10 protein-coding genes are annotated in these 13,305 nt (G+C 46.4%); all 10 read right to left on the reverse strand.

Features of this window, described 5'->3' with window-relative positions; translation table 11 throughout:
• Positions 1-1,428, reverse strand: coding sequence for an MBOAT family protein (locus tag CKW17_RS15465; RefSeq protein WP_095120504.1), 1,428 nt, complete (start codon positions 1,426-1,428; stop codon positions 1-3).
• Between the two features lie 78 nt (positions 1,429-1,506).
• On the reverse strand, positions 1,507-3,336 hold the full coding sequence (locus CKW17_RS15470) for a rhamnan synthesis F family protein (protein WP_095120505.1): 1,830 nt from the start codon (positions 3,334-3,336) through the stop codon (positions 1,507-1,509).
• 116 nt (positions 3,337-3,452) lie between these two features.
• Positions 3,453-5,468 (reverse strand): rhamnan synthesis F family protein, encoded by a 2,016-nt coding sequence (locus CKW17_RS15475; RefSeq protein ID WP_095120506.1) that lies wholly within the window; start codon positions 5,466-5,468, stop codon positions 3,453-3,455.
• Positions 5,469-5,491: 23 nt separating this feature from the next.
• Entirely contained in the window at positions 5,492-6,712 is a 1,221-nt protein-coding gene (locus CKW17_RS15480; protein ID WP_095120507.1) for a sulfotransferase, read from the reverse strand.
• On the reverse strand, positions 6,705-8,108 hold the full coding sequence (locus CKW17_RS15485) for an ABC transporter ATP-binding protein (protein ID WP_095120508.1): 1,404 nt from the start codon (positions 8,106-8,108) through the stop codon (positions 6,705-6,707). The genes CKW17_RS15480 and CKW17_RS15485 overlap by 8 nt, the downstream gene beginning before the upstream one ends.
• Positions 8,098-8,928 carry an ABC transporter permease gene (locus tag CKW17_RS15490; protein ID WP_095120509.1) on the reverse strand — a complete coding sequence of 277 codons (831 nt, stop codon included), beginning with the start codon at positions 8,926-8,928 and terminating at the stop codon, positions 8,098-8,100. Before CKW17_RS15490 ends, CKW17_RS15485 begins: the two co-directional genes overlap by 11 nt.
• A gap of 194 nt (positions 8,929-9,122) precedes the next feature.
• A complete protein-coding gene (locus CKW17_RS15495; RefSeq protein WP_256586242.1) occupies positions 9,123-10,202 on the reverse strand; it encodes a glycosyltransferase family 2 protein in 1,080 nt (359 codons plus the stop codon).
• Between the two features lie 186 nt (positions 10,203-10,388).
• Positions 10,389-11,405 (reverse strand): glycosyltransferase family 4 protein, encoded by a 1,017-nt coding sequence (locus tag CKW17_RS15500; RefSeq protein ID WP_095120511.1) that lies wholly within the window; start codon positions 11,403-11,405, stop codon positions 10,389-10,391.
• On the reverse strand, positions 11,402-12,364 hold the full coding sequence (locus tag CKW17_RS15505) for an SDR family oxidoreductase (RefSeq protein ID WP_095120512.1): 963 nt from the start codon (positions 12,362-12,364) through the stop codon (positions 11,402-11,404). Before CKW17_RS15505 ends, CKW17_RS15500 begins: the two co-directional genes overlap by 4 nt.
• Positions 12,361-13,284 (reverse strand): glycosyltransferase, encoded by a 924-nt coding sequence (locus CKW17_RS15510; RefSeq protein WP_095120513.1) that lies wholly within the window; start codon positions 13,282-13,284, stop codon positions 12,361-12,363. The genes CKW17_RS15505 and CKW17_RS15510 overlap by 4 nt, the downstream gene beginning before the upstream one ends.
• Between the last annotated feature and the right edge of the window lie 21 nt (positions 13,285-13,305).

Consider the following 13,305-nt stretch of genomic DNA (forward strand, 5'->3'; position numbering starts at 1 on the left):
TTAAAACCGGAAGTAGAGAAAAGGGCTGTATGCACCGGAAAGAACTTTCATGCTGGCAAGCATGAAGAGTGAACCGAGGCCAAATACGCCAGCAACAAGGCGCTGACTGGAAGATAGACGATCACACAGCCATTTATAGACCGGGAAGCTGAGAATAGCTCCCGCAACCAAGGCCAATAACAATCCGTTGCTCATATACTCGGCAACTACGTAGTTTTCCGGACCGCTCCGCAGATTCAACATCAAAGCGCTCATGTGGAACGCATGCTCGAACGTTTCCGAGCGGAACAGTACCCAGCCGAAAACCACCACCGCCAAGGTATAAAACCAACGCAGCACGAAAGGTATGCCGCGGCTCTCCATATTGGTGAAGCGCTCTATCACAAGGAACAGGCCATGCCATAGACCCCATGCAACAAATGTCCACGAAGCGCCGTGCCATAACCCTGTGAGGATGAAAACCGCCATAAGATTTACGTATGTTCGAGCGGCGCCTGTTCGGTTGCCGCCCAAAGGCACGTAGACGTAATCGCGAAACCACCCGGACAAGGTCATGTGCCAGCGGCGCCAGAAGTCGCGAATAGATGCGGCCTTATAGGGGTAGTTGAAGTTTTCCGGAAACCGGAACCCCATCATCAAACCCAATCCGATAGCCATGTCGGAGTACGCGGAAAAATCGAAATATATCTGCAACGTATAACTGGCAGCGCCCAACCAGGCCGTACCAAAATTCAGTTCAGACGAAGGCAATGCGAATATAGCGTCAGCGGTAATTGCAAAGGTATCAGCCAACAACACTTTTTTTGCAAAACCAATAACAAACCGGGTGATGCCTTCAACGACCATATCGGGGTTGACAGAACGATCCGGAAGCTCTGCTGCGATATCACGATACCGCACGATAGGTCCGGCAATCAGTTGCGGAAACAACGATTTGAACGTACCGAAAATCAACAGACTTTTAGTTGCCTGAATGGTGCCACGATACACGTCGACCAGATAACTGATGCCTTGGAAAACAAAAAAACTGATGCCCAGGGGCAGAAGGACGGATATGACCGGAACCGCTGACGGGTGCCCAAACTTCTCAGCGATGATATTGATATTCTGCGTAATAAAACCGATGTACTTGAAATACCCTAATACCGATAGGTTAAAAAACAGACCAAGAATGAGAAAAATCCTGGCAAGTTTATTCGCCCTTTCACTGCCATTCGGTTGTCGGTATATCGCAATCAAGTAACCGAAAGCGTAGTTTCCGACAATGGCGGCCAAGAGAATCCAGACCCCCTTCGCATCCCCCAAGTAGTAAAAAAATAGACTTGCAACCAGAATCAAAATATTTCTGAGTCGATGCCCGACCAGCTTGTAAGCTATCAAAAAAGCGGGCAAAAACAGAAAAATGAATAGGTAAGAACTAAAAACCATAATCTACTTTCCAGTTGGTAACGATGGCAATGTTGCCTACGCAGGAGAGTGGCGAGATCAACACTTTCTCAAGCATTGTTATTTTTTCAACGCCCAACGGTAGGCACGACGTAAAAGTGGTGCCAACCGTGGAAATCTGAACATTATAGAACGTTTCAAAGAAACAAGAACTCCCCCTGCGAAGCGTGCCGTTCTGGCGATTTGCATTTGCTCACGAAGGTCTCCCGAAGGAAAACAACTAGATAACGCCTGTACTTTATACTCTAGCTTGACGTAGCTTTTCGACGCTTGGGCGGGCGTCATTATGCACCTGCTTATAAAGCCAGCGTCCTGAGCGCAATACGTAATCAGTCGCTCGAGAACATGAGGAAGATCCCCATCTCCATAGCGCGGCTCATCAAAGTCACTCCATTTCCACTCATGCTCAAACAGCTTTTTTAACGCATCTGGCCTGAACCAATACATCGATCCATAGGTTGCGATGGGAGTCTCGGTATCCAAAGGAACGCTCAGGCCAAGTTTACTGGCGATGTCCACCGCTCGCTCCCTGTTGAGAAACCACCCATGACCTAACGTAGGATAACCAATATGCACCGCAGGCGGCATTGCAACGCCCACCCATGGCTCCTTCTCAAACATCTCGAGTACATTGGTTACGTATTCACTACTGGAAAGAAGGTTCTCGAACAGATGGCGCTTGAACATGGATGCTTTTGCCCAGGCATCTTGCGGTGACTTCTTGCTATGAAGTCTGCAAATGTAATCGAACCCACCACGGAGCACGACGTCGCGGCAAGTAATAAATAACGCAGACGTATCCCTGCCAAAGTTGGAGTCGCAAACCAATACCGAAAAATCACAATAATTAAAATCGGCAAGAGCATTGATGATCTGTGCTTTCTTTACTTCGGAATCGGTCGTGATAAACAGCGAACAATTCAGCGAAACATTCTTTACCAAATCCATTATTTCATCGAGCATATCCACATAATAAACATGCGCAATAACAGCAACCTTCTTCAGTGAGAGCGCAGAGCTAATGGGGTTAGCATGAGTATCGGAAAGAATGCTCAATTGTTCGAGATTTGTATAAATCGTGCGCAAAGGCGTGGTGCGGATCAGATTTTTCCAGATTAACCCTTCGTCGTAATCTGACGTCTCTCGCATACAGTCCAAGGCACGCTTGACATCGATTGCCTCGCTTTCGAGAAAACCAGGATCGTGAAAAAAAGGTCGGCGCTTTAGAATTGGTGATCGTCGCTCAATGGTTAAATCAATTTCAGAAAAAACCGGATGATCGGTGTTGTAAGTCGCAGGCTCCAGATAAACTGAATACTGAAAACCCAAGTCTTTGAAATACTGAGTAAAACGCCCTTCGTGCTTTAAAATAGAATCTTCATAAGATTTTATCATTGGCATCTCATGCCAATATTTATAAAAGCCATCAGAGCAAAGCATCTTGTTACGCACGGCAATGAAGTGCGATTGGATATGAAACGGCAAATCGCCTTTACCGGTAAAAGGATTTGGCGAAATCTGGTTATGAGCAGACACTCCCCAAAAATCCACGTCTGCTGCACTCATCGAATCAAACAGTTCCGAAAAAGGAAAAATCGGAGCGTAGAAAGTATAATTCAGGAACAGCGCCTCGTCATACTGACGTAACGCTTCCCAACCAAACTTGTCTATCGACTCCTTATAAGCCCATACATCGAAACCAATATTTTCCCGACAGTAAATAACATCGACTAATGGCTCAATCTTCTTTAGCGAATCCGGAACAATTTTAGAGTTAGAAACAAAAAAAATGGTATCGACGTGCGCGCGAAGCTTACGAAGCTTATAGACTATATAGTCATCCACCACTCCGTCATTATCATAAAAAAGATAAAAAGCAACTCTACGCATATTCAATCTGATTCCATTAAGTTCTCAAACAAACCGTATGCATTCATCACCCGAAAGCACATGCATAGACTTATGACAAACGGCGAACCGTTAGATTCGCCACTTGTCATCGCTGCTTATTTACCTCTGAACAACGATGCGATTCGACTCAATACCCGTCGTTGTACGGACAGTTTCGCTCGATCTATCCAACGCAAGCGACTCAAAATATCCGAATCACCCATGAAAGAGTTCAATTTATCACTCAAGATTCGAGCCTGATCCAAAGCTCCCATCCTTTCACGAAACGTCCCACCTGGCAAGAATGTAACCAGTTTCTCATGCAGCTCTCTGGCTTGATCCAGCCACTCGACAGGAGGTACGTAAGTATTGTTAGCGGTAGAATAGTGGTCTACGCGATTACAAACATCTTTGGCTTTACCCAACCATTGAATTTGATACTGTATGTTTCCGTTAGGCAACATAGAACCAAGCCGCTGCAGCTTGTATTCCAGCTTAGTGTAATTGACCGATGCCTGATATGTGTTAATAACACATCTCATGTGATAACCATCACTCATTACCGAATAACCTAACAGTCGCTCTAGTACATGAGCCAGACTGCCGTCCATATGATTCGGCTCTGGATCGAAGTCGGACCATTTGAAAGGATAGGTTGAAATTTTCTTGATAGCTTCCGGTCGAAACCAAAACATCGTTCCATATGGCGCCATCGGTGTTGAGTCATCAAACGCTGTGGTAATGCCTAGTTTTTTGGCCCACTCTGTCGCTGGTTCGCGGTTCTCGAACCAGGCATGCCCCAATGTTGGGTAGGCAATATGAACTACGGGAGGAAAAACCATCCCCAAACTTTCATTTTTTTCAAACAACCCAAGAACGCGCCGTACATATCCTGGACTGTGCAACAGATTGTCAAACATATGCTGTTTGAACATCAGCGCCATATTATGACCATTTTGTGGGGATTTTTTTGAATGAATCCGGCACAGGTAGTCATATTCATCTGACAACAGAACATCGCGAAGCGTCATGAAAAGGGAACCCATGTCCCTTCCACGATTTTCCTCGGTAACGCGCACCTCAAATTTATTTACATTATATTTTAGCAGCGCAAGCTCAATATTCTTTTTCTTCTGCTCACTGCTGGTAGTAATATAAAGGTCATATGAGTATGGAATATTAGTAATATACGACATAGCCTCTTCAAGCATGTCGTCATAATACAAGTGAGCCAACACCGCGATACGGCGCGGCTTACTATCTGGCTCAGCAAAGTCCTCGCCCGGAAGAACTTCGAGCAAGTCCATATTGGTATGAAGTGTTCGCGGCTGAGTGCTACGGACGACATTCTTCCAGATAAGAGAAGTGTCGTAGTCACTTTCCTCCTCTATTTTTTTCATTACCCCTTTCAGGGTCATCGCGTTTTGTTCTAGAAAAATCGGATCATGGAAAAACGGGCGCCGCTTTAAAATCGGGCTACGATTCTCGAACATCAACTCAATACTCTGGAACGCGGAGTATTCAGTTGGATAATCTTCTACAGGAAATGTTACCTCAAAGCTGAATCCGCAATCACTAAAATGCTTGGTAAAGCGGGATTCATGCTGAAGAATAGAGTCCACATAGGAGTTGATCATCGGCATATCACGCCAATATTGCTTGAACTCAGGAGATGTAAACATTTTCTTACGCACTGCAATCCAGTGCGAATTCAAATGAAGCGGAAGTTCATCACGCCCAGTGAATGGGTTAGGCACCATTGCCTTGTGCGCGGTGATCCCCCAAAAATCACACTCCATCGCGTCCATTTTTTCAAACGTTTCGGAGAACGGAAAAATCGGACCGAAGAACGTGTAATTCATCAGAATCAGTTCATCATATTCTTCCAGCTTATCGAGACCAAAAGTCTCCATAGCCTCTTTATATCCCCAAACATCAAAACCGATATTCTCACGGACATAAACAACATCAACGACATCTTCGAGTTTCTTTCTTGACTCGACTGTCAGCGCAGAGTTTGACACGACGAAGATCGTTTCAATGCTATCCTTCAGCGATTTCAACTTATGAGTAACATAGTCATCGACCTGACCCTGCTCATCATAAAAAAGATAAAATAGTACGCGCTTCATATAACCACCAATTCAAATAAGGCTTATTTTTTTGACATCGAGAATATTTTTTTTGCCAGCCACATCCGGCTGCCTGTAAGCGCGTGGAGCGCCGCATAACTCGCCTGAACTTCGCGTAGCTGCTGCTGACAGCTTTCTTCTCGCGTAGCGACGACTCCAAGCTCATACGAAACTTCATTGAGTGAATTTATCAATTTAGATATTTCCACATTACTTTCGGAGAGCGCTTTTTCCATTTTGATTATCGCCTCTTCCATTTCACATCGCGCTTCTTTCAGCGCGATCAACTCAGCATGTTGCGTAAAAAAAACATCATTATGATGTTGTCTCAACGCCTCGAGTTCAGCTTGCTGCACAAGCGTCTCTTGATCTCGTTGCTCCACCGCCCTATTGACTGCTTCGTGCATCGGCGAAGAGAAAAGAGCCAGCATTTCGGAAAATTCGGCCTGTGCGTTTTCGATAACCCGCCAGTAATCACTCTGCATTTCGTTGCACACAGAATATACACGCTCTGCAAACGTTCTCTGTTTGCGTTGCGGGTCAGCGCCCGAGTTGTGGTCATGGTGACGGTTCTCAACTCCCAGGTAAGCATCAATTTCATGCTTCGCTTCCGCGATCGGAACTGGCCACTCAAGCTTCAGTTCGGCTTCAACCCGCTCTACGCTGCCTGCCCAATCCTCCAACAATTGATCATAAGTAATCATCGCTCGGGGAATTTCACGTGTAGCTTTTTCAGCTTCAAAAAAGTACTCAAGCCACAAAACTTCAGTATGTTTGGGTCCCCACTTCTCTTCACCTACCATTCGAGCGACAGAACTGACAACCTCATCAGGATGACGGGTAACCAGAAGTGCACGCGGCGCAATATCCAGCGATTCAAGAACTCTAAGCCATAGAGGAACAATACGACACATTCTCGGTTCTTTGATAATCCAAAGCATCTGGTCGCTGTATTCACGTCGAACCAACGCGATCAACTCTTCATATGCCGTCTGTGTCGCTGGGTGCTCAAGCCACCGCTCAGGCATTTCACTGACGTCAAACCAGGTACGCCCTAAAGCGGTCAGAAGCCGCTCATGAATGGCCAACGCGTCTGCGCTTTCAAAAAAACCTTTAGGGTTCGGTTTGGCAGCAGGCAACAAGTTTCCCGACAACGCTGCGCCACGTAGGTTAAGTACACGGGTTACCGCCGAAGTACCACTTCGAGGCATTCCCAATACCAGAATCGCAGTAGGCTTAAGCATGATGAGTCACCGATGAATCTGTAGAAGAGAACCATAAATCGGGAGATTCAACCAAATCTGTCAAACCAGTAGAAAGGCGCGACGGATTGGGCAATACCCGGAACATCCCGATATCGATTTTTCGATCCAGGAACTGCTCTTGTCCATCCACAACAGCCAAGACACCCGCGTTCAAGAAATACATTGCAGGCATTAGCTGGCAAACAAAAGGGAAAACCGCCTTGACTCGAGTCCCCTCTTCTACAGTTTCAATCGCGTCTTGAGTCGTGGAACTGACTGCTCCGCTCAACTCCAGTCCAGAGGTAGTACGAATCATCATACCGAATCTTACTTTCTCGACAGATTCCGAAAACTCTGCTTCGTATACAAAATTATAGGCCTCACCCTCCTGAATCACGTTGACCCGGCGACCGTCTAGAGTTTCAATCTGAGCATTATCTATGGACACACCGTTGGAGCTATAACTTAAGGTGCTTTGCGGAACCATGCCCTCATCGTAATAGGCATCTTCTTTAGTCTCGGCGTCTTTTTTGGCACTGATTACCAACTTGGAATCGACTCTATCAGCGGCCGAAACAAACTTGTCAGGACTTTGCAGCTCATCATTTATCTGCGATTTAATTTCTGCTCTCAGTGCCTCCACAGAATCAGCAGGTGAATAGATTAATTTATGATACTTTGAGACAACCGACTTTGGACCGCCAAGGGCAAGTACTTCTCCCTGATCCAAGAGAATAGCCCGGTCACAAAGTTCGGTTACAATCCCGGCAGAATGAGATACGAAGAGGATAGTAGAACCATCATCCCTTAGACGCTGAATGCGCGCGAAACACTTACGCTGGAAGGCTTCATCACCGACCGCCAACGCCTCATCTACAATGAGTAAATCCGGGCTTACATTAATAGCTACGGAAAATGCCAAGCGGACATACATTCCGCTTGAGTAACTCTTTACCGGCTGCTCAATGAAATTGCCGATATCTGCAAATGCAGCTATTGCCTCAAATCGGGAATCGATTTCTTCCTTGGAAAGACCAAGCACAGAACCATTCAAGTAAACATTTTCACGCCCGGTAAAATCCGGATTGAAACCAGCACCCAACTCAAGCAAAGCAGCAATACGCCCGTTAACCTTGATTCCGCCCTGGCTTGGAAATAGCGTACCGCAAATCAACTGCAAGAGAGTTGACTTACCGGAGCCATTACGACCGACAATCCCAAACGTTTCTCCACGCTTGACTTCAAAACTAATGTTTTTTAACGCATGAAACTCTCTGAACCAGTTCTTCTTCTTACTCGCTGGAGAAAGCATCTGCAGAAGCCGATGATGGGGCTTCTCATATACGGGAAAGCTTTTACTCACATTGCTCACAATCACTGCAGAGTCAGAGCACATCGCCAAAGCCCCTTCTTGTCGCCGAAAACCATGTATATCCGATCAATGCAAACAGCGAACTGGCCAAGGCATATAGCCCTAACCCTGTCCAATCGGGCATGCCGCCCCACAGAGAAACCTCTCGTGCCTGATCGATAATGAAAGTCAATGGATTGAGGGAAAACACAAATCGATATTGCTCTGGAATGGCATTAACCGGAACGACAGCCGAGGAAGTAAACAATAGTGCGGTGGACAGCACCCCTGTAACCTGACTGATATCCCGAATATATACCCCCAGAGCGGAAAGAAACCAGCCAACCCCCAACATCAATATGATCAAGGGTAAAAACACGACCGGCAAGAGAACAATACTTAAGGAAAACTGGTGATCGACTGCCAGCCTTAGCACGATCAGGACTACAACGTTCATGAAGGTATGAAACAACGCCGAGACCACCATCGGCCAAGGAAGTATCTCAATAGGAAAAATAACTTTTTTAACGTAACTTACATTACTGGTAATCAGCATTGGCGCACGAGTAAAACACTCTGCAAAGAAACCATGCACGATAAGGCCAACAAAGAGAATTATCGCAAAACTGTTGACCGAACCAGAGGGCTGTGGCCAACGGCTATTAAGAATGCTGCCGAATGCAAAAGCGTATACACACAGCATCAAAAAAGGACTTAAAATCGACCATAACAGGCCAAAACTAGCTCCGCGATATCGCCCGAGCACTTCACGCTTGCTCAATGCAAGTATCAACGAACGATTGCGTACAACCGAAATGGCTGGTGCAAGAATACTCGCCTTCAAACTTCCAACAAAACTGGTCATAGCCACTCCAAGAAGCATCGCACTATCGACTAAACCAAATAAATCTCAATAATCAACAATCAAAAAACAAATTACTGGCATAAATCATAAAAACTGAAATCAGGCACTTCGGAGAATATTGCTACTACCCCCTTCAGAACCTTTTCGTTTTTTCGATAAACATCACATCCATCCAACTGCATAAATAATCCTGTTCAAATTCTGTTGAGGAATACCGCTATCCAAAGGGCTAAATTCCCCTTCAGCGTTTGCCGATAAACACCCGACCGCATTAAAAAAACGCAGCGCCTGAGTAGTGGCGAGCATCTTGCCCTTTCAAAATTCTCTAAGACTATCAAGTTTGCAGGCGGCATACGCCCTTTTAACAACTCAACTGCTTTAAGGTTACGTCTATTCCACTCGAGCAAACGACCACCAAGCATTTTCTTTAAACGTGACAAGCCGGATATAACACCGGCATTTGCTCCAATCACATTATCTGAATGTTGTCGATAGCTGACATGCGATTCGAAATCGTAGAAAACCTGACCGCCACATGCCGTCGCCAATATGTAGAACCACCAGTCATGAGAAATAATTTCTGAATTGACGGTAACGCTGGCTATTTTTTTCAACGCATGATTGAACACCATCGTATTTCCGCCAGCAAGGCTTTGTACCAGTGCGTTTTTAAAGCTCGGCGGATACTTGAAGAGAGGTGAGTGACCAATTTTCACTCCCGACTCATTAACCAGCGCTGTTCGACCACAATAAAGTGAAGGGATATCTGTCGTGTTTCTTTTCAGCCACTGGATAGCGACACAGAGTTTATCTGCTGACCATATGTCGTCCTGATCACAGAACGCGTAGTAATCCGCGACGATATTTTGATTCTTGACCAAAGAAACAAAGTTATTAGCGTAACCTTGCTGCGGACCTGAGAATATAAAAAGCCGCTCCGTACCCAGCTTTTTCTGAAAGCTACGGAGAATCTCCAAGGTACGATCTTGCGATCCGTCATCGGAGGCATAAATAACCCAATTATCGTAAGTTTGACTGATGATAGAGTCGATCTGCTCCGCGAGATAGCGCTCCCCCTGATAGGTGCAAAGTAGTATCGCAACCGTCCCAATCGTTTCATTACCAACGGTCACTGCATTGCTTTCCTTGCGTAAAAAAGAGTCAGTCACCGTATGCAGGCCATTTTTCCAAGGTGCAACACATTTTTCGGGGGGAGCATGTTCGATACCTTCGCGGTTCTTGTTAAAAAAGCAGAGGCTGCTGCCAGAAATCATTGGCTCTGAGGCCAGCCGCTTGAGAATCCTGAAATCGAGAGGAGCACGAAAATCAGAATGTCGATCTTATCAAACCCACGCCTGGATCTCAAAAAATCGCCGCTGGACCGTCAATTTCAGAGATGTTTCAGCCTGGTCGGCAGCCTTTCACGGTAGATATTTTTCAAAAGTCATGAAAGTAAATTCCTATTGAGATGAGGCTGACCCTGCCCCAAACTTCCAAGCAAGTACGACGATTGGAAAATAGGCTAGCAAAATACCTACCATGCCTTCCAATGCGTTGGTGGCGACAAACACAGCAATGGGAAGAAGCCAGAGTACGTTGATTGCGAGCACAGCCAAAGTAACAAACCTATGACTCTTGAAGTGCCTTGCGGCATTTTGATAGGCGTGACTGCAGTGAGCCTGATAAATTTTTTCGCCTCTGGCGACTCGACGAAAAAGTGTAAATGTAGCGTCTACTACAAAGACACCAAGCAATATCAACCAGCACCATAGAAAATCAGGCGAATGCCAGGCTGAAACAAGAGAAAAGCCGCCTAATGTAATCCCCAGAAAACCGCTACCCGCGTCTCCCATGAATATTTTCGCAGGCGGAAAATTCCAAAAGAGAAACCCCATGACCGCCACAGACAGTAACAAAGGTATAGCAAAAAGTTCTGCCCCACCCGCAAAGTAGTAGACAATACACACACCTAAACAAGCGCAAATGGCTTCTACACTTGCAAGACCGTCAATGCCATCCATAAAGTTATATAAATTGAGAAGCCAGACCAGGTACATCGCGCCGACCACCGGGCCAGCCCAACCCAAGTCTAGTGTTTGGGAAAAAATCGATATGGTTGGCAACCCGTTCAACCAGAATAGAAGCCAGCCTGCAGCAATAAAATGCCCCAACAGACGCCACGCAGCAGCGATGTGTCCATGGTCATCAGCAAAACCCAATATTGCTATAAATAAGCCTGCGCCACCCAGTGCTACTGCCTCCGACAGCGCTAAAGAGTCAAATTCGACTAGTATTGGAAGCGCTACAATGAAAGAGATAACAATCGCGACGCCCCCACCTCTAGGCGTAGGTGCCGAGTGAGAACTTCGCTCGTTCGGGACATCCATTATGCTTGCCTTGAGTGCGTAGCGACGCAAAGCCCAGGTCAAAGCGAGGGAGACGCAAAGAACAACAAATAATAGCCCACAGAAAATCATTTTTTCTGACTATCCTGAAAGTGAAGAGCACTACGGCGGAACGCTAGATCCCTTGTTATCGGAGGAGACCACCCCAACAAACGGCAAGTTTCACTCATATCGACTTGCAGCGAACTACAAAGGCGCTGAGTCATCCCGCTGCGTCCAGCCAAAAAACCAGCCAATTTCAGCAGGCCGACCGGAACCGGTATCAAGCGACTTTTTTTTCCTAATGCCTTCGCCATTAATCCAAGCAACTGCGATGTGGATATGTCCGCGCCATCACTGACCATGAATACACGTCCCTCAGCGGACGGATGGCTGATACAGGTAGCAATCAAATCCACCAGATTATCAATAAACACCAGACTTCGCTGATTGTTAATAGCACCCAGCGGAAGCGGAACTCCCCTATCCAGCCAGGTCATCATATTCAGAAAATTTGCCTTAACACCCGGCCCATAAACCAGCGGCGGACGAATGACAACCAATTCCATACCTGTTTCTGAACTTATTTCTCTTAATCCCTCTTCAGCTTCGAATTTCGATAGCCCATAAGGATCTTGCGGCAGTGAACTCAGAACAGATGTAAAAGGCTGACCTGGAGGAGTACTCTCACCATTCACTTTGATAGAGCTTATATATATAAAGCGCTTTACGCCTGACTTGGCGGCATTTCTCGCCAGATTCAAAGTACTGTAGACATTGATTTTCCGAAATTCATCCATCGCGTCCGGAGCAGTTTCGTCCATCACATGAACCCTGGCAGCACAGTGAACGATTGCGTGAATACCATCGAGCGTAAAACCGATATCTGGGGAGTTCATATCCCAATATACGGTTTTACACAGCCCGCTGATTCTTGACTGGGAGCGTACAGCGGCCAAGGGTGTAAATGTTTTATCAAGAAGCAGCTTAAAAACTACCGCCTCACCTACGAATCCTGTTGCCCCCGTAACCAGAACCAGCGGCTGATTCATCTTTTCTTCGTTCCTGACAGCGCTGCAACCCAGCATAAAATAAAGAAAAGCGCTTTATCGCGCTTACGTCGCCGACACTGATATGAACTCAATGACAGAAGCATCAACTCTCTGCGACTAAAGCCAATCCATTGACGAATAAATCGATCATCCATCAGACCAATCAGCTCTACAATTATTCGAACCTGCTTGAACCACCAACCGTCCCACACTGTTTTGTAGCGGGCGATTAATGTCTTGATCCCGGTATTGGCACCGACCTGATTACGGTCATGCTGTCTGTATTGCATCGTGGATACTGGATCAATCACCCACTTGAACCCACGGCTACGAGCAAACGCATAACAATACCAATCGTGCAGATCAACATACTGCAACGCCGGCCAATTAGTAAGGAGTGAAGTTTTAAGAGCGTCTGCCAGTCTGCGCCCTAACACATAGGTGCAGCCTGGCCCTGCTGCTTCGAACAAGTAATCCCATTCGACTTGAGGCTGAGCCTTGTCTAACAAGCGAGACTTTCCGCTCGCCCAAAAAGCAGTAACATTGCTCGAGTATGCGTCACATTGATCATCAACCAGAGTACGGGTTGCCCGGACAAGCTTGTCCTCGTGCCAAATATCATCTTGATCAGCGAAGGCGATAAAGTCATGTCCGGAAAAATCGACATCCCGTATCAGGCGAAAGAAATTACGTGATGCCCCACCGAACTTGCCGTGCGGTGGCAGAACAACCACATTGGGATGACGTGCCGCGTAGGCAGCACACCAAGCCTCAGTGCCATCGGTAGACAAATCGACACTGATGTAGATTGATACATCCGTCATGGATTGGGCTTGAATCGAATCAAGTTGTTGCTCGATCCAAAGCATACCGTTGTACGCAGCCAGCAAAACTGCAACGTTCTGATTTTCTACTGGCATGCGAATCCTGCATAGACGGTG

The sequence above is a fragment of the Pseudomonas sp. Irchel s3f10 genome (genome assembly GCF_900187515.1).
GTDB lineage: Bacteria > Pseudomonadota > Gammaproteobacteria > Pseudomonadales > Pseudomonadaceae > Aquipseudomonas > Aquipseudomonas tensinigenes.